The sequence below is a fragment of the candidate division WOR-3 bacterium genome (genome assembly GCA_039801365.1).
GTDB lineage: Bacteria > Hydrothermota > Tepidihabitantia > Tepidihabitantales > Tepidihabitantaceae > JBDRUN01.
The window spans coordinates 1-19,506 of the sequence record JBDRUN010000043.1 but is presented as its reverse complement, the minus strand read 5'-3'; the positions used below and the strand labels follow the sequence as shown (position 1 = coordinate 19,506).

General features: G+C 58.0%; 10 protein-coding genes and 1 tRNA gene. 2 read left to right on the top strand and 9 right to left on the bottom strand.

Features of this window, described 5'->3' with window-relative positions:
* Nucleotides 1-535 precede the first annotated feature (535 nt).
* From ABIL25_06690 to ABIL25_06650, 9 genes are all read right to left on the bottom strand, one after another.
* Nucleotides 536-5,170, bottom strand: coding sequence for a hypothetical protein (locus ABIL25_06690; protein ID MEO0081962.1), 4,635 nt, complete (start codon nt 5,168-5,170; stop codon nt 536-538).
* A 152-nt stretch (nt 5,171-5,322) separates the two neighbouring features.
* Nucleotides 5,323-6,162: a carboxylating nicotinate-nucleotide diphosphorylase gene (nadC, locus tag ABIL25_06685; protein ID MEO0081961.1), complete on the bottom strand. Its 840-nt coding sequence runs from the start codon at nt 6,160-6,162 to the stop codon at nt 5,323-5,325.
* A gap of 68 nt (nt 6,163-6,230) precedes the next feature.
* Nucleotides 6,231-7,115 (bottom strand): response regulator, encoded by an 885-nt coding sequence (locus ABIL25_06680; GenBank protein ID MEO0081960.1) that lies wholly within the window; start codon nt 7,113-7,115, stop codon nt 6,231-6,233.
* Complete coding sequence (locus ABIL25_06675) at nt 7,108-8,568, bottom strand: ATP-binding protein (GenBank protein MEO0081959.1); 1,461 nt, start codon at nt 8,566-8,568, stop codon at nt 7,108-7,110. Before ABIL25_06675 ends, ABIL25_06680 begins: the two co-directional genes overlap by 8 nt.
* Before the next feature lie 236 nt (nt 8,569-8,804).
* Nucleotides 8,805-9,095 (bottom strand): FmdB family zinc ribbon protein, encoded by a 291-nt coding sequence (locus ABIL25_06670; GenBank protein MEO0081958.1) that lies wholly within the window; start codon nt 9,093-9,095, stop codon nt 8,805-8,807.
* Nucleotides 9,096-9,199: 104 nt separating this feature from the next.
* A complete protein-coding gene (gene groL / locus ABIL25_06665) occupies nt 9,200-10,846 on the bottom strand; it encodes a chaperonin GroEL (protein ID MEO0081957.1) in 1,647 nt (548 codons plus the stop codon).
* Nucleotides 10,847-10,859: 13 nt separating this feature from the next.
* Nucleotides 10,860-11,153, bottom strand: a complete 294-nt coding sequence (gene groES / locus ABIL25_06660; GenBank protein ID MEO0081956.1) for a co-chaperone GroES — start codon at nt 11,151-11,153, stop codon at nt 10,860-10,862.
* A 317-nt stretch (nt 11,154-11,470) separates the two neighbouring features.
* Nucleotides 11,471-11,544 (bottom strand) — tRNA-Val (locus ABIL25_06655).
* Between the two features lie 824 nt (nt 11,545-12,368).
* The gene (locus ABIL25_06650; GenBank protein MEO0081955.1) at nt 12,369-16,460 is read right to left on the bottom strand and encodes a T9SS type A sorting domain-containing protein; all 4,092 of its coding nucleotides are present in this window, start codon (nt 16,458-16,460) and stop codon (nt 12,369-12,371) included.
* A gap of 542 nt (nt 16,461-17,002) precedes the next feature.
* On the opposite strand from ABIL25_06650, the gene ABIL25_06645 reads away from it, so the two are divergent.
* Nucleotides 17,003-17,392 carry a GxxExxY protein gene (locus ABIL25_06645; GenBank protein ID MEO0081954.1) on the top strand — a complete coding sequence of 130 codons (390 nt, stop codon included), beginning with the start codon at nt 17,003-17,005 and terminating at the stop codon, nt 17,390-17,392.
* Nucleotides 17,393-17,475: 83 nt separating this feature from the next.
* On the top strand, nt 17,476-18,870 hold the full coding sequence (locus ABIL25_06640; GenBank protein MEO0081953.1) for an aldehyde dehydrogenase family protein: 1,395 nt from the start codon (nt 17,476-17,478) through the stop codon (nt 18,868-18,870).
* The last annotated feature ends 636 nt before the right edge of the window (nt 18,871-19,506 follow it).

Below are 19,506 nucleotides of genomic sequence, written 5' to 3'. Positions count from 1 at the left end.
TTCTTTCAGTTTCGTCTCGTGCAGCAACGTTTTCACGCTTCCTCGCAACGCAAGCCAGTCTCTTGGCGGAATGCCAGCCGACTTTGCGGCCGCCCTCAGGGGGTCACCATGTACCTGGGCTAGAGCTCTTTCGCGCCGAGGCGTAACGAGCGGCTTGGCAGGTTGGGATTGGCAGCGATACCTGGCTTGACACAACCTGACACGAGATGAGGATGAACAAGCTGGTTCACGCGGGAATACCCTTGTCCGGAAGTTGAGAATTATCGTTGGGCGTCTGACACCCGGAATCCCCCCATCATATCCTTTTTTGTGCGGGGCGGGACGAGGTGAGGTTGGAAAAGAGATTCAGGAAAGCAGCCCCTGATTTCCGGCGTGCTGCGCCGGCTACAGTCGTTCCATCAGTGGCTGCTGGCCCGGCGAGCGAGATTAGATCCAAAGGTGTACCACTGGTAGAACCTAGCCGAGCTGGAGCACGAGAGCCAACGGAATGCAGTAGCTCTGGGCCAAAAAGTGGATACGGTGCCGGAGTCTGTCTTTACTTCGCGACCGCAAGTCTTGCCACGCGGCCTGGTCCGGTGACCACAAAGTATAACCCTGGCCGCAGGCTCGCGGTTACCGGATAGTCGAACAAGGGGGACTTACAGCGGACAATCCTACCTGCGGCATCGTAGATGCGATACTGTAACCAGTTTGTTTTACTGGCCCCTGTCCCCACGAGCAACTGCCGCTCGGCACGGGGGTCTTGCTCCTTGTCAGACAGGTCGGCGGGGTCTTGCCCCAGAGCAACCGGGTCAAAGCACCACAGTTCGCGCGTTGCGTTACCTTTGAGAGAGTACGCCCTCCCTGAGACCCACGCCAGCCCTGCGCCTTTCCCAACCATTCGGCCTGAAGTCCCACGCGGAATGTCTTCAAGCTGTTCCCAGGAATCGCGCTGTGGATCGTAGCGCCAGAACTCGTTACTCCTGCCCTTGAACGCGTAAAGATAACCTGTCTGACTCGCGCACAACGCTGCGCCACGCCGCACGCGGCCGCTACTTCCCGCGCTAGCGCCTGGGGGCAAACTGGTACGCTCGTGCCACGAGTCGCGATTCGGAAAATACTCGTAGAACTCGTTTGTCCCTCCCTTGAGACAGAACACACGCTTCCCCAGGGCAGCGAGGCAGGTGCCATGCCTTGCTGGCTTGCCTATAGGACCAGAGGGAAGCCAGCGTCGCGCATGCCACTGTCTAGGCTCGACCCAGTACACAAGAAAATCTAGCGTACCGCTACCCTTGACAAAGAACACGCGGCCGGTGTCGCCAGCGATAAACGCAAGTCCGGAACCGTACTTGACAAGCCTGGTTCCAGCCGGCAGGTCAGGAAGACGACACCAGGAGTCCTTGGCAACGTCGTACATCAGAAAGTCACGGTTTCTGCCGCCTCTTAGTGCGAACACGTGACCCGCCGCGTCTGCGCACAGCGCAGCGCCTGATTTCACCTTGCGACCAAAAGAGTCACACGGCACTGCTGCACATGCAACCCAGGAATCTCCGTTCAGAAAGTAGCGATAGGTCTCATCCGAGTTCCCGCCCTTGAGGCAGAAAAGGCCGTCCGGAAGCGCAGTGATGCCTCCTCCATCCTTGATGGACCTGTTTGCTGCACCGGCAGGAACATCTGCAAGACGGGTCCAGCGCCGGCTTACGATCGATTCAACCGAAAATGCTGCCGACGCGGTATCATTCACCGGATTCTCATCACCTGTGACCACGACCCGGCTGAACACGCGGTAACTACCTACCGCGGCCTGCCACTCACGGAAGGTGGCGACAACCCTCGCCCCTCGCGGTACACAGATAGACTTTACCGTGTCCCGATAAATGGGTGTGGTATCGCCAATTGCAACTGAGACAGTCGCAACCGCATCGGCCTCGCCTAGATTCTCGATGACAACCTCTGGCGTGACCCCTCCGGGCACAATCCTGCCAGTCGGCTGCTCGATTCTCTGCACCGCAGCGTCCATTCGCAACACCCGGAACTCAGCACGAGCGGTGTCGTTAGCCCGAACTGCATCACTGTCCAGAACAACCCATGACTGTGCCCAGTATCGGCCGCTTGGAACCTGCCATGCAGAAAAAACAACAACCGTCTCCTTCTCGGGCGCCATCGTAATGGATGCCGAGTCACAATACAGCGTTCCGGTGCTATCACCGATTGTGAACCAACAACGCGTCTCGCCCGGCACATTGCCACGGTTCACCACCCGCGTCTGCGGCCACATCTCTCCTCTGCCGACGTTCCCGGCCGGCACGAGTATCGAATCCGTGCTCGCGTCCCTTACCCTGACAAACACACTGTCGCAAAGACCTAATGGAAACAGATAGTCAAGGACATGTGAACCGTTATGGACCTTATCATTCGAACGCTCTGGCAAGAATCTCGTCTGACTGGGTCGAAGGTGAGGCGAGACCCTTCGCCTGACTTCAAGGTGACATGCTGGATGCAGGTTGTGAACTATTCTAGTTTCTTGTCGTGATTCGGCGACACCAAGAATGGAGCACAACACCGGCTGCCAGCCGCGCTGAAGCGCGTAGTATGCCTCAGCAAATGACACTTCCCGCAGTTCTCCGGGAAGCATATGCTCGACAGTGTCACACCGGCCGTAGTACGGCCCGATGTACAGGCTGCACACGCAGCTAGCCGCAACAGGACTTGCATTCTGCAGACGGACAGCGGGCTGGCCAAACCAACCTGAGTCAAGAATCACAGGCGGACTGTGCAGGCCGACGACCTGAACATCAAGGCGGTACAGCGTGAACCAAGTGCTTGCTGTATCATTCTCGGGTTGCATATCGCCCGCGAGGACAGTCTTGCACGCGGCACGATACCGACCGACATCGCCTGACCACAACTTGAAGCCAACAACGCTGTCGTGTCCTGGGTCTAGCCTCAGCTCAACCGTATCCCCATAGACAACATCGGCACTTTCTGACTCAATGCAGAATACCGAGTAGAATTCTGCCGGCGAGTTTCCACGGTTCCGCACCAGTGCTTTCGGCACTACCGTATCTGCCCTAGATGTACCCGAAGGGCTCAGAATCCGCTCGGCCGCAACATCCCGGACGCGCACGAATACATCACTCCGTCGGACATTGTTGGCCGGGTTCATATCCCCGCCACACCAGACCGAGCAAGCCACCGGCTGGAAACCACGGCCCAGGGCTGTCCACGTTCTGAACTCCAGCGTAGTGTCCTGTCCAGGAGCCAGTACGCCAACGGACAGGCTGTCCAAGTAATCGGCGCCGATTGCGACGAACGCCTTGAAACCACCCACTGTGCTGCCGCGGTTGCGTACAACCATGGCCGGCTGTCCACTCGCGCCTGAATCGAGCTCGGCCGGCGGCCAGACAACGCTCTCTACGCCAATGTCCCGCCAGTACAACTCAAACCCGACTGAACGATAATCGTTCTCCGGATGGATATCACCGATGCAAGCTAGGGTGCACCTGGCTGTGTACACACCCGGCGTACCGAACCACGGCTTGAAAGCCGCGGTGGCAGTACCGCCCGGCAGAAACGTCCTCAGCAGCGAATCGGAATAGCACATAGTATCACCCTGACGGATGCAGAAACTCAATACAGCTGTGTCTGGAATGTTTCCCCTGTTCCTGACCGTAACACACGGCCGGACTGTATCAAGTGGTAATATACCGGCTGGGCTGACAATCGTATCTAGCGCCAAGTCCCTCAAACGAACGAAGAAGGTGTCTCGCACGACATTGTTTGAGCGGTTCATGTCACCTGCGAGTGCCGTGGAGCAGCATAAAGGAACCCAGCCAGGTACCGCAGCGACGCAGGTGTCAAACACAACGAGAACCGAATCGCTGGGCAATAGTTGATCAACCAACCGTGAACTGGCGCTCGCGCCGACTCTGAACCACGCCCGCACATCCACTTCGGTCGTTTCTCCCAGATTTGCCATCCACGCCGCTGGAACGACGGCTGCCCCGGAATCAACGATCCCGTTTGGACTGACAATACGTTTGACCTCGATGTCTCGAAGCAGACATTTCCTGCGACAGTAGATGTCCGGGTAAAGGTAGGGCGTGTTGCGATTATCAGTCCAGACAACCTGCAGGTCAGTACCTGAGCCAGCGTTGATGCTCGGGTTTGTGCGACTGTATGGACCAAACGCAATCGCCACGGGCGTTGACCAGTTCTCGCCGCTGCTGTCGGACGTAGTGTAGTAGAGCGTGTCTCTCGATACCCAGACAGCGTGAAGTTGTCCGTACTTGTCCGCACACAGTGAAGCCGGCTCCTGGCGGTTCGAAGCTAGCGGCAAGGCAACGGTGTCGCTCCATATGTCCTCCCGCCGTTGACGATACACGTGCACGTCGCGACCGGATGACTGCGCAGTCCATATTGCGTGTGTGACGCCATTCTTCTCCACCCAAACGCACGGCCCGGTACATGAACCCTGAAAAACGGTGTCAATTTCCAACCAAACAGCACGAACGCGCCGTCTGCACAGTACGAAGTCAGGCGACCGGCGCCACAGGACACAGAAACCACCACCGGTGTCAGTGCCGACAGAAGCAGAACCCTGTACGTATGAGCACGGTTCGCTGATAAGTGCTGGTTCTGACCAGCCATCGGCTCGTCGAACTGCCGCGAATACATTATTGTGCGCTTCAGGTGCTTGCTGCTCCCATGCTGCCGCAATTGAATCTGGACACCCAGCCGCGACGGAGGGTCTTTCCACATGGACGCCGGTAACAATTGTCTCGGCCTGCCCCCATTGCCGAGTTACGCCGTCACGCTTACGGTAGCGAAGTGCCGTACCGTTCGATACCGTACCGACTTGCCACACAACATGGACGTTGCCGGAATCGTCCACGGCGACTGCGGAATAGCACGCACCATCCGGCTCGGCCGAAATGACTGTGTCCTGTGACCAAATTCCGGCCCGCGCATCCCAGCAGGTGTACCACACTTGGCTCACCGTTTCTGATCTGCCGTACCAGACAACGTGGATGTTTCCTTCCCGATCAGCCGCCACGCAGCGGACGTTGTTCTGGCTCGTGTAGTCGGCCGTGTCCGACCTAGCGGTCAGACGTTCTTCAGGCAGCCAGCCGGCAGCGGCAATTCCAGCAAGAGCCAGTGTCAGGAGGACGACTGGTATTGACCTGCGCATCTCCACCACCACTCTTTGCATGAACATAGCGCCAGAGAGAAAAGAAAGCAAGCGCAGAAGACGGAACGACAATCGTTCTTCCGTTCTGGCCATCGTCCCAACCGGTCTGCGGCATCCCTTTTCTTCCTGACCTTATGCCAAATCTGGTCTAATCAGACCGTTAGTTCGAGCGAGAGGTCGAGTGCCGGCGCAGAGTGGGTAAGCGCACCAACTGAGATGTAATCAACACCGGTACGGGCTACCCGCCGTACCCGCTTCAGTGTCATGCCACCAGATGCTTCAAGCTTCGCTCGGCCGCGAGCAAGCTCCACGGCCCGGCGCATCTGAGCCAGGTTCATGTTGTCGAGCATGACAAGTCTTGCACCGGCCTGAAGTGCTTCGCGGAGCTGGGCAAGTGTCTTGACTTCAACTTCGACAGGAAACTGGGACCTTTGTGTCCGACGCAGGGCCTCGGCCAGCGAGCCAACTGCAGCGACATGGTTATCCTTGATGAGAACCATGTCGTACAGACCCATACGGTGATTGTACCCGCCACCGCATCGGACTGCATACTTCTCCAACGCCCGCCACCCAGGCGTGGTCTTCCTTGTGTCGAGTATTCTCGCCCTGGTTCCTGCAACGGCCTTGACATACCTTGCCGTCAGCGTAGCAATGCCGGAGAGACGACACAGGAAATTCAACGCAGTGCGCTCGGCCGCAAGGATTGAGCGGCACGCGCCGGAAACGAGCGCAACTCTCGTACCGTCTCGAATCTTCTTACCGTCGGTAACAAGCGGCCGGAATTGCAGATACCGGTCCACTGTCCTGAAAACCTTGCCGCAGACTTCGATGCCGGCGAGCACGCCATCAGCGTGGCACACGATCATGCCACGTGCCTGTAGCCCGGCCGGTATCGTGAGCTGGGACGTGATATCGCCGGCGCCGATGTCCTCAACCAGCGAGAGCCTGACAATGGTCTCCTGCCATTTCGCAGGTGAGATTCGTCGGAACATCTCGGAATAACATTCTTTTTGTGACTTTCGTGCTTTCGCGGCCATCCGGTACGTCCGGCTGGACCAGGTCAGAGCTTGCGGAACAGGCGCTGGAAGAACCCGACCTTCTTTTTTGGTTCCTTCGCCGGTTTTTCAGGTTCGGCCGCAGGTTGTTTTTCCTCAGACGCAGGCGGTCTTACCCGAGCAGCCTGTTCTTCCTCAGTAAGGAACCTGGATTCAGGCTCAGATTTCGCAGCCTCAGCGGGTTTCGTTGGCTCAGGTTCAGGGGTCGGGGGTCTGGATTCAGGGGTCAGAACCCGGGGTTCAAGAGGCGGGGTCTGAGGTTCTGCGGCAGGGGCTTGAGGTGACCGAACCTGCTCTCGTTCTATTGACTGGGACTGCTGCGTTGCTTGAGTCTGCGGCTGACTAGGAGCTTGCCCTTGTGCGGGCACTGGGGTCTGAACCTGAGTCGGCTCAGGTATCGGTGTCTGTGCCTGAACGGTCGGCTCCTTCTGACCAGTTGCCGGAGCTTGTGCCAATCCCGGTTCCGTGGTTGGACTACCAGCCACCGGTTGAGCCTGAACCTGCTGGGGTGCCTCAGGATTCGACCCGAGCAATTCCTGAACTTTGGCCAGGAGCAGGGTCTGTTCGAACGGCTTGCCGACAAATGCGTCTGCACCAAGTTCAAGCCCCCGGCGTGCGTCGTCTGGTGCAGACCGGGCCGAGAACAGAATTACCGGTGCTTGGTAGGTCATGTCCGACTTTATCATCCGGCAGATGGTGTAGCCGTCCAACTTGGGCAGCATCAGGTCGAGGATGACAAGGTCGGGCTTCAGGGCGCGATATTTTGCCAGACCCGCGTATCCATCGGCCGCAGTCTCCACCTCGTACCCAGCATTTTCGAGCCGAGCCTGGACCAGCTCGCGCATGTTGGGTTCGTCCTCGACAACAAGGATGCGCTTCTTATCAGCCATGGTCCTCCTTTGCCGGCAAGAGGAAACTGAATGTGGCGCCCTCGCCGAAGCTTGACTTGGCCCAAACCTTGCCATGGTGCATCTGAATTATTGACCGCACAATGCTCAGTCCCAGTCCGATGCCTGGGCCGTGCGGGTCCACACGCTCGAACCGGCCGAATATTCGGTCCAGGAACTCGGCCGGAATACCAGGTCCTGAATCCGACACGTCAACCTGGACGTACTTCGTATCGGGGAGTAGTCCATTTTCGGATGATGCCACCGTCTCTGGCTCAACTACCCGGGCCATTACCTTGACTACGCCGCCCTGGGGCGAGTACTTGATGGCGTTATCCAGGAGGTTGTTGAATACCTGCAACAGCCGGTCGCGGTCGGCCAGCACCAAAGGCAACTTTGCCGGAATATCCTTATCAACCCGCAGACCGCGCTTCGTCAGCAGCAAGGACAGGCTTGCCAGCGACTGGTCCAACACCTCGGCAAGCGCAACCGGCTCGACTCGCAAAGTCACCTTGCCCACATCCATCCGTGAGGACTCAATCAAGTTCGTCACCATCCGGTTCAGTCGGTCCATCTCCTCGCGGGCAATTTCAAGATAGCGCCTGGGGCGCTGGTCAAGTGCACTGCCCGCTGTCTCGAAAAGAAGACTGATTGCCTCCTTGGTTGTGGCTAGGGGAGTGCGCAGCTCGTGAGATACCGTCGCGATGAAATCGCTCTGCGCCCGCTCGGCCCGCCGCAACTGGGATATGTCGCGCAGAAAGCATAACAGTGCGGTCGACCCTCCGACGCTGATGGGTACAATCCGAAGCTCACAGTCCAACTGGCGACCAGAACGGTTTACGACCCAAACCTCGTGATGCACCGGCGCTAACATCTTGCCCGGTTCGGTCATTATCTGAACAAGCGCATTCCGGCTGGCTGGTGCTACCAAGCGGTCCAGGCTCATCCGTCCGAGCTGGGCTGAGCTATATCCAGTCAACTCCTCAAAGCGACGATTTGCATAAGTGATGCGGCCGTTCTCAATGATGCAGATGCCGTCTATTGCACTGTCCATCGCCTCCCGGCTGGCAGCATCTGCCGTTGGTACCGCAGGGGCGATTGCAAGAGCGGGCAACACTGTACCAACGTACCAGGTGCGTCCGGCAGCAAGCTTGCGGGTAACAACAATACTTGCCGGAGTGGTTCGATTGCCGCGGCGCAAGATTGCGGAGTCCCGCAGCGTCCAAACGTCTTCTTCCGGTTTCAGCTTACCGAACCGAACCACCTCGGTCGGTGGTAGCAGTTCACGCCAGGACTTCCCAGCAAGTTCTTCGGGACTAGCATAACCACAGAACGCAGCTAAGGCCTGGTTCGCCCAGACCACGTTCCCGTCTGCATTCGCGACCCAGATGCCTTCCTGAAGCTCGTTCAGGAACTGGCGGCTGGTGATGAGTGAATCAAATTCTGAAGCGTCCATTGCTAAGTTGTCAGCCGTCAGCTCAACGTTTCCGATGCCGGCCGACTTACGACTGCCTTGTGTGCGCAGACAGTGTATTCCGGCATTGCTTCAAGTCAACCCCGCGATTTTCGTCAGAAATAATCTACCCGAAAAGAGGCCGTTCGTCAGAAAGGACTCAGGCCTGGTCGGGCTTGAAAAAGCTGACTACCTGATGGAGCTAAGTACAGGTTGACAGCCTGCCTGCTGTCCCGCGTCTATTTGGGCTCTGTGGACCCGCCGGACTTCTTCTCAGACTCGGCCGAACCGGGCTTATCTGTCTTGCCCCCTGGCTCCGAACCCTTGGAATCAGGACCGGACTTACGAGCGTAGTCAGTGATGTAGAACCCGGAACCTTTGAATATCAGACCACTGCCGCCCAAGATTATCTGTTCGACTGAGCCATTTCGCTTGCACTTCGGACATTTCCGGACTGGTGGGTCCACGATGCGCTGGAACACCTCGAACCGGTGCCCGCACTTTCTGCACTCGTACTCGTAGGTCGGCATCGCTCAAAAGGTTCGAGGGTTCCAGGGCCCCCGGGTTCAAGCGTCAGACTGGCGGCTACTCGAACCTTTGAACCCTGGAACCCTCAACCACTGCTCTCGGTCTGTTAGTAGTCTCCGCCGTAACCGCCACCTGGGGTCGGAGGAGTCTTCTCCTTCTCCGGGACTTCGGTAATGGCGCACTCGGTCGTGAGCATCAGGCCCGCAACTGACGCGGCGTTCTGCAGTGCGACGCGCGTCACCTTGGTCGGGTCAATGACGCCGGAGGCGAACATGTCTTCGTACTCCATCGTCTCGCAGTTGAAGCCCACGTTCGCTTTCTCGCCCTTGACCTTCTCGAACACGATCGAGCCATCCACACCGGCATTCTCAGCCAGGGTCCGAATCGGTTCCTCGAGTGCCCGCTTGACGATATTGGCACCAATCTGCTCATCGCCCTCGAGCTTCATCTTCTCAAGGGCCGGCAGACACCGCACCAGAGCCACTCCACCGCCCGGCACCACGCCCTCTTCGACGGCGGCGCGGGTGGCGTGCAGCGCGTCCTCAACCAGGGCCTTCTTCTGCTTCATTTCGACCTCGGTCGCCGCGCCAACATTGATGACCGCAACGCCACCGGCGAGCTTGGCAAGTCTTTCCTGAAGCTTCTCGCGGTCGTAGTCAGACTTGGTTTCCTCAATCTGGCGGCGAATCTGCTCGATTCTTGCGGTGATATCGGCCTTCTTGCCCGCGCCCTCGACAATCGTCGTGTTCTCCTTATCAACGACGACCCGCTTGGCTACGCCCATATCCGAAATCTGGACATTTTCAAGCTTGATTCCCAAATCTTCGGAGATGAGCTTGCCGCCGGTCAGGACCGCGATATCCTCAAGCATCGCCCGTCTGCGGTCACCGTATCCGGGCGCCTTCACTGCGCAGCAACGCAGCGTACCCTTGATGTGGTTGACAACCAGGCCGGCAAGAGCTTCACCCTCGACCTCCTCGGCAACGACGAGAATCGGCCTGCCTTTTTGGGCGACCTTCTCCAGCACAGGCAGAAGGTCACGCATCGATGTTATCTTCTTCTCGTAGAGCAGGACAAGCGCATCCTCAAGGATGGCCTCCATCTTCTGGTTCTGAGGTGTGGTCGTGCCCGGCTCAAGGGCGAAGTAGGGCGACTGGTATCCGCGGTCGAACTGCATCCCCTCGACGACCTCAAGCGTCGTCTCCATCGCCTTTGCCTCTTCGACCGTGATGACGCCCTCCTTGCCGACCTTCTCCATCGCGTCAGCAATAAGCTTGCCGATTTCCTTGTCGTTGTTCGCGGAAATGGCCGCCACCTGCATTATCTCATCGCGGCCGGTTGTCTTCTTTGACATCTTCTTGAGCTCGGCGACCGCAGCATCAACCGCCTTGTCAATGCCTCGTTTCAGAGCCATCGAGTTGGCGCCAGCGGTAACGTTCTTCAGCCCCTCGCGGTAAATTGCTTCGGCGAGGATGGTAGCGGTCGTGGTACCGTCTCCGGCAACATCCGAGGTCTTGGACGCCACCTCCTTTATCATCTGGGCGCCCATGTTCTCGAACTTGTCCTCGAGCTCCACCTCCTTAGCTACCGTTACGCCGTCCTTTGTCACGGTCGGGGCTCCCCACTTCTTATCAATCACTACGTTGTGGCCCTTTGGTCCGAGCGTGACCTTGACAGCGTGGGCAAGCTTTTCTACTCCGCGCAGAATCGCGCGTCTTGCTTCGTCTTCAAACTTCAGGTCTTTTGCCGGCATGCTTCACTCCTCTCTACTTTTCCTTCTCAACTATTGCGAGGACATCTTCCTCGCGCATGATCAGGTACTCTTTGTCGTCAATTCGGATTTCGTTACCTGAGTACTTGCCGAAGAGGATGTAGTCGCCCTTCTGGACGTCCATCGGTATCCGTTTGCCGTTGTCATCAATCCGGCCCGGACCGACGGCAATCACCTTACCCTTCTGCGGCTTCTCCTTTGCCGTGTCGGGAATGATGATACCGCCCTTCTTCACTTCCTCTTCGACTCGCTCAACCAGAATTCTGTCCTGCAGTGGTTTTACCTTCATTGTTCCTCCTTATTGAACAAGAACCTCTTCTCCTTCTGAGCCGGTCCGATAGGCAAGTATCGTATCAGATCCGGCTTGCTCTGTGCGAGTCTTACTGAGCCATGTGGCTCAGATTGGAAAGAGAAGGCAAACCGGACAGCCATTCGCACTTCTCTAGCTCCATTAGACAGCAGCAAGTGGCTTGGAGATTCACGGGATACGAACCTCGCTTCAGGCTAACCCCTGTCGCCTCAGGGTAATAGCATGTCCGGATACCGGACTCCCCCTGGCTGGACCTGTTCCCTTGCGTCAAGGCACTTCAACGCCGCCAGCAGAACTGGGCGATATCTGAATTGAACAGATGACCTCCTCCTTGTAAGGGAGGCGCTCTAGCCAACTGAGCTAATCGCCCTGCCTGTCCGTCGAATCCTGGTTCTTACTGGCGCAGTCAGTGTGCCGATTCCTGTCTCGACCCTGGCTCGACGGCTCCTTACCCGGCAATTATAGAACTGGCTCAGCCCCTGTCAATCGGCGTTTGCAACGACTATACGGACAAGAACGTCCGGATGTCCGGTAATGAACTAGCTCGCGTACACACCACGACGCAGGGGTAAGGCTCATTGTAGAGTCACTAGGGACATACCGGACGATTCTCGTATTGGAACTGCCGCAAGGACTCGGAGTTCGACTGCGAATCCGACTCTGTAGGATGGTTAACAAAGCCATAGCCACAACACTTAGAACCCGGATGTGCGGCCACTTGAGCCAGTGTCTAACAGTGCAACCGGGGGCAACACTCACATCGTAACCCACTTTGTGAATGAGACTTAGAACAGAGTCGCGAATCGACCAGCAACTGAGTGGGGGAGTCACTCCCCCTGCCAGACAGGCTCAAATGCGTCAGGCAAAACCGCCAGCAACCAAAATATCGTAACCATCGTAAGGATAAGAAGATAGAAATACGACAATGCAAAGGGCTGGTGGTAGTAGGCCGGCACAACCCGCGTTTTCCGAAGAACTTAGGCCGTCATCTCCGGGCTGAAGAACGGCTGTCGTCGCGAAGCGCAAGGTGACGAGAGAGTTTGCCTGTCGGGTTCGGGCTTCGGGCAAGACCTGTGGGCAAGACCTTATGATGGCGGGCTGGACCATCCTCCAAACTTCAGCCGGGGCGGGTTTGTCCCGCCCCGGCCTATTCTTTCTCAGCCTAGAGCGTGAGGCGTGAAGCGTGAGGCTCCATCACCTCTGCACCACGAGCTTCTGGGTCTGGCTCAGATCACTGGCATCAAGCCGGACAAGGTACACGCCAGACGCGAGCTTGCGCAGGTCAAGCGCAACCGTACCAGCCCGGTTCCCTGCCAGCATCCGCTGGTGTACTGCCCGACCAGCCACATCAAACACCGTGACCACAACCGGCCCAGGCTTGGGCAAGCTGTACCGCACCGTGGCCCAACCGTTCGCAATCGGGTTCGGGCTGATTGCTAACTGCAGACTGCCAACTGCCGACTTGCCCGCCTGCACTCCAGACCGCTCAGCCGCAGGCTGCAGGCTGTAAGCCGTCGGCAATACGTACCGCCAGAACTCGTGCGTCTTGTTGCCCTTCAAGGCAAAGAACACGCCCTCACCATAGCTTACAATGTCGCCGCCCGACTTCACCCGCTTCTTCCTGCCGGTCGTGCCGTTGCCCGGCACCGTGTCCAGCTCTATCCAGGTGTCAGTCGGAGTCGGCAGGTACTTGTAGTAACCCTGCGTGTTCCCGCCTTTGAGCGCATACATGCTGCCGTCATACCACGCGCCAGCAGCACCATCGGCTGACTTCTTCTTCTTTGTCCGGCCACCCTCAAGCCCATACACCGGTATGCCAGGTAGTGCTGCCTTGTACCAGGAGTCGGCTGCCACGTCATATTTGAACATGTAGTGGTGCGGGTTCTCCTGGGTCTTGTCGTAGTACTTTGACTGGTGCGCATAGATATAGCTCGCACCGTCATACACTAGGAACGAGCCCTTGTCGTACTTCTGCTTGTTCGCTCCGTACGGCACTTCTGGCAAGGTGTCCCATCTTCCCGCCACTGGGTTATACCGGTAGAACTCGGTCTTGTAGCCCTTGAGTAGATACACGCAGCCAGTGTCCTTGTAGGACGCAAACACCATGTCCGTGCCGCCTTTGACCCGCTTGTTGTATCTACCCAGCGGCACGCCGGTCATGCTGTCCCACTGGTTCGCCTCAATGTCATAGCGCCAGAATCCAAGGGTGTTGTTGCCCTTGGTCATGTACACGTACCGCTCACCATCCGACACGCCAACGCAGCCTTTGGATGGCGGCTTCGGCTTCGTGCCTTCGTTTGCCGGGATCAGCGCAAGCGCAGTCCAGGTCCCAGAGTCCTCGTCCGGCGTGAACTTGAAGAAGTCGGTCGCCTTGTTGCCTTTGGCAACGTAGATGACCTCGACGTCCTTTTCTTTGTCCGGACCCAACGCCAGCCAGCCACCGTCTTTCACTTCCTTCGTTGACGCTGGTGCAACGTGCGGCACGTTGGGCATCTCTTCCCATGCACCCGCACCCGGAGCACCAAGCGTCACGATAAACGCCTGCTCTGGCGAGAAATCTGAGGCGTTGCCGGCGTAGTCCTTGGCACGCACGTGCCAGGAGTAGATGCACCCGTTCTCAAGTTCCTGCCCAGACACAAGCTGATACTGAGAAACGTCTCCGCCCGCAGCCTGCGCAAACGTCTCCGACCAGAGCTCGTTGTGCGAAGCATCGTACAGCTTCACCGTGAACTCCCGAGCCTCTGGCACCGGCTTCCAGTCAAGTAACGGCAGCTTCGTCGGCACCACCGCACCACCAAGTGGTGATACCGGCTCGGGTCTTGGCGGTGGCGTCAGGTCAATAAATACGTCAAAGAACGACTCGCACCACGGACCCGGCGCACCGTTGTCACCACGCACCCGCCAGTACCAGTGCCCCTCGGCAATGTCCTCACCCGGTGTCCAGGAGTTGGTCGCAACGTCATAGTCAGTGTACTCAGGCGACAGGAAGTCGTCGTTGTTGTCAATCTCAATGTCGTAGCTCACGCCCGGTAACCCAAGGTCGCTCCACTCAAAAGTCGGCCGCTGAGCGGTCGGATGTTTCGTCGTATCCCCGTCAGCCGGCTGCTGCAGCACCGGCTTTGACACCAAGGCCGTCTTGAAGGTCCACGTGCCCGATGTCGTCGGCATCCTGCCATAGGCATTCCGCGCCACCACTGTCCACTGGTAGGTCGTGTTCTCAACCAGGTCCGGTGGCGCATACTGCAGCCCGGTCACATACACTGAGTCCGGCGGCAAACTCACTCCGTAGTACACCGCATAGTTGGTCGCCCGCTCTGACTCCTCCCAGCTCAGAACCTGATCCAGCGGCACGCCCTTGGCCCCATCAACAGGCGCAAGCAACTCAAAACCAGCCGGATAGGCAAGCCAGTCAATCCGACCATTGGGGTCACTCTCAAAATCCGGACCCCATCGGTCGCCCAGCGGGTTACCGTTCACGGAGATGTGACCAGTGGCGGCCAGCTTCTCGATGTTGCTGCCAGCACTGCCTGAAAACGACACGTCAAAAATATCGTCCAGCGTCTGGTTGTTCTCAATCTTGAGCATCGGGCCGGAGATGCTGCCGTGGTCAAACGTGCAGTAGGAGAAGTTGTTTGCCGCATTCACTGTCGCACCCGAAGCAACACTGATACCCGATGTATTCATGTACTGAAAATCAGCATACTTCGCACCGATGGTGCCGCCGTTCTGCACCGTAAAGGCATAGGGATAGCTCGCGCTCTGCGCCTTGACGCCGGCCCGGCCAAACCCGGTGCCAACAGCATTGAAAGCCGCACCACTCGCCACTGTCACGCTGCCCCAGGCACCAGTCGTGCCCAAGGTGAGCGTACTATTGTCCATTGAGAAAGTACCGGCTGCTACCATCAGGGAGTTACCGATGGTAATGTCGTTGTCACACTCCAATGACCCGGTCTTGTTGACCACGACGTCATAGAACCTGCTGGGCACGCCCGACGCAAACGTACACGTGCCGGTTCCCTTGAAAGTGATGGTCCCGGGCCTTGCGGGGTCGTAATCCCAAGTGCCGGCTCCGTCCACACTGCCGGATAATATCAGCGGGCCGGTGTATCCTGAGGCACAGTTACCGAGAACAACCGTGCCATTGTTCGTGACATTTCCAAACTCAAAACCATATCCGGCTCCAAATCCGACACTACCGCTGTTGCTCAGCCTGAGCACGGCTCCTGCATTAATCGTGACACTGTTTGCTGTCAAGGATCGATTTGTTGCGTACGTATAGACGTCGGTTGAGCATGTGAGCTGCGCGCCACCGGTCTTCTCGATGAACAGCGAATTGTAAGTAACCGCGGTCGGTGTTCCGTGCAGGGTCAGAATTGCATTCGAGCTACCTTCGAAATGAATCTCAGCCGGCGCAGTAACGATGAACCGGCTGTTGATGCCGTGGAACACACTGGCTCTTAGATAAACTTTACCCCCGTTGATCCAGCACCCGGCATCGGTCGAATTGTGCCCAGTCATATACAAGCTGTTGCCGGTACTGCTGGTATAGGTCAGTTTGCCGCCGTTCATTGTGAAGCCACGGTACGCGTTCACTAGATAGTGCTTGCCAATCAGCACAGTCGGGCTCCCCGATATCGTCACGTATCCGTAACCGGTTCCGCTACCCCCGAACTGATACAATTGCCCGGCGATAGTTACCGTGTTGGTCGTACCATCAATCGTCAACTGGCTGTTGGTTGAAGCGTTAGAACTGTCGCGTACCGCCTGGTCATTGGTCGAGCTAACCGTCAGGTTGTAGTTATTCGTCCTCAGTGTGCCGACTTGTACGCAGAGCGCGTAGGCGACATTCGCTACCACGTTCACGTCCGCATTCATCGTCACGGTCGTGGCACGTACGTCCTTGCACACATAGAGTCGGTAGAAGGAAGTTGTTTTAGAACCGCCGATCGAAGCCGGAGCGGTTCCGGCAAATGTGACGACGCCGTTTGTCAGATTTGTCGCGCCATTGTTGGTCCAGTCTCCATACACGGTCAGGACATACGCGCCGGCACAGGTCAGAGTACCAGTGCCGCCGATTGTGATATTCAGACAGGCCCGGTCCGCGTCAACCGTGACGTTATGATTGACGGTAACGTTGTCGGACGCGCCAGGAATGCCCTGTGGAGTCCATATCGTTGAGGTGCCCCAGCTACCGTTCTGATTGCTTACGTAGTTCTCTGCTATTGCCGGACCTGTTAATGCAACGCCCACCAGTAGGACCACGGCCACAGAAATATATAGCCTCATGGAATGTCCTCTAATGGGGGCTTCTGATGCCGCCGCCGGCGTGCCGCCGTTGCGCCGGGGATGGTTGCAGACCGAGAAACCACCGAACAAGTACCTGCCGACGGTTCTGGTAATCCCGGCTTCTCGGACTGCAACCAATTATCGGCTAGCTCCGCCCCTTGTCAACGAACAGCAGTCTAACACCGGGACGAACCTGAGCCACTCCGGTTGGTTACTGTCAGGCCTATCGGACACATCCGACAGGTCTGACTTGCCCACGAACTGACAGCCCTCGCTCCTGAATAGCGCCCTTGGTGTCGAGCAGTACCGGGCGCACACTGCTTGCTGGCGTGCTCTGGACAGACGTCATGTTTGAGGCACTACCCCCTGCGCTGTACGCCTAACCGAGCACCGATCGGCCGGCAAAGCAGGAAGATGACATTGACGTCGGCGAGAGCACGGATATTCTGTGCCAACATGGCCGATGTCAAGAAACTGCTGATTGCCGGTGAGTGGATGAAGACCAGCAGCGTCAACCACAGAGAACACAGAGACAGGAAGAGATGAAAGCAGACCCAGAAGCCGCGTACAGCACCACGGAGAAGGTAATCGGCGCAGCCATCGAGGTACACAAGGCACTGGGTCCCGGGTTCCTCGAGTCTGTCTACGAGGAAGCCCTCTGCCTGGAGCTCGAATTCCAGGGCGTGAAGTTCGTACGACAGACACCTGTCGCGGTGGACTACAAGGGTCGCAGAGTCGGTGAAGGTCGGCTGGACCTTCTGGTCGAAGGCAGCGTGGTTGTCGAGCTGAAGGCGGTAGACGCTCTGGCGCCCATCCACTCAGCGCAGATGATATCTTACCTGAAGGCAACCGGTTGTCGGGTTGGCCTGCTAATCAACTTCAACGTGATACGGCTGCGTGACGGAGTGAAGCGGATGGTCTATGACAAGTGACCCTGCACCTTCTCTGTCCCGTGTGGTTCACTCACAACCGGAGGCTACCTATGCCTGAACCCTCTGCCCCCTCCGTGTCCTCTGTGGTTCAAGTTCTGAACCCGTATAGCGACTCGGTCATCGCCGAGGTTTCGATTGCCGGGCCGGCCGAGGTTGAGCAGGCATTGGCTGGAGCTGAGGCCGGGGCCGAGGCGGTACGCCGGCTGCCAGCGCATCGCCGCACCAGCATTCTTGCCCGCTGCGCTGAACTTGTCGAAGCCCGTAAGCAGGATTTCACCGACACTATCATCGCCGAGGCCGGCAAGCCCCGACGCTACGCCGAGGCCGAAACAAACCGGGCAATCGAGACCATCAGATTCGCCGCGTCCGAGGCATCGCGGGTTCACGGCGAGACAATACCGATGGACGCCTGTGCCGGTTCTGAGAACCGCCGCGGGTTCTTCATCCGCATACCGCTCGGCATCATCGCGGCCATCACGCCCTTCAACTTCCCGCTGAATCTTGTTGTCCACAAAGTCGCGCCCGCGCTTGCGGCCGGGAACTCAGTAATCCTAAAGCCAGCCAGCGCCACTCCCCTATCTGCACTGAAGCTTGGCGAGATACTGCTCGAAGCCGGCCTGCCGCCTGCGGCACTGAACATCCTCATCGGCCCTGGCAGTACCGTAGGCACATCGCTGGTCAAAGACCGGCGGGTACGGATGGTCACTTTCACCGGCAGTGCCGCAGTAGGAGAGAAAATCAAGGCTGAGTCCGGCTTGAAACGGGTAGCGCTTGAACTCGGGTCCAACTCCGGTGCGATCATTGACGAGACCGCTGACTTCGACAAAGCTCTGGGCCGCTGCCTGGTCGGCGGGTTCTCCTATTCTGGACAGGTGTGCATCCACACCCAGCGCCTGTACCTGCACGAGGCAATCGCCGAGCGGTTCACAGGCGAGTTCGTAGTCCGTGCCCAGAAGCTGCGCTGCGGCGACCCGGCGCTGCGCGAGACCGAAATCGGGCCGATGATTGACCGGGCCGCGCTCGACAAAGGAATAGCATTCGTGGAGCAAGCCCGTCAGCAGGGTGCGCAGGTGCTGTGCGGCGGCAAGGCTGAAGGAAATATAATGTTGCCCACGGTCATCACCAGTGTCCGGCCTGAGATGTCGGTCGTGTGCGAAGAGACTTTCGCACCGATTGTCACCATCGAGACATTCTCTGACTTCGATGAAGCGATAAGGATGTTCAACCGCGGCTCGCAGGCAGGAACCTATCAGTACGGCCTTGCCTGCGGCGTTTTCACCCGCGACTTGAGTCGGGCCATGCGTGCGGCTGAAGAACTTGCGGTCGGCAACGTGTACATCAACGACTCGGCTACGTTCCGGGCCGACATCCAGCCGTACGGTGGTGTGCGGGATTCTGGCCTGGGCCGCGAAGGCCCACGTTTCGCAATCGAAGAAATGACGGACATACGATTCGTCTCCTTCAATCTCGACGCTTGAGCTGCAACCAAAGCGCACCAAGCCCACACCGTAGGAAATACGCCATAGGCACCTCTTGCCCAAAACCTTTCAGGGCAGCGTTGATTCTGCGAACGGAAATGGGAGCTCTTCGGCCCGGTCGTACCCGGCTTGGACTGAGCCCGCAAGCCCACTGCTGTACTGTGACGTTGGTGCCGGCAATTCAGACACTGCGCATGTTGACCCAAGTTGTTGGCTGCCCTTGGCAGCTCACGGTGTTGCCATTGGCAACCTCCCGGGTAGTCCTGGCGCACAGGATGGCAGGCAGTTGGCATCCATTTGACACAGGTGTGCAGGCCCAAATCCCGATGTAGAAGCTGAAGTCTGCGGTCGAAGGCGTTCGGCACAGCGGTTGTGATGCGATGGAGTGCTTGCGCTGCTTTGGCGTGACTTTGAGTTAGCCTCCGCAGACCGGTTCAGTACCGGAAATAGCCTGTGCGGGAAATCGGCATGACGCCAGTAAAGGCTTGGGGATTCTGCCGGCAGTCGGACAGCGGTCTAGGTCGGCGCAAAGACAAGTCTCAAGCGGTCGCGGATTAGTTTCAGTAGTTCATAGTAGCAGGTTCTGACTTGCAGCCACAGCTCTCGGCCATGCCGCACCACTTTGCCGGCGATGAA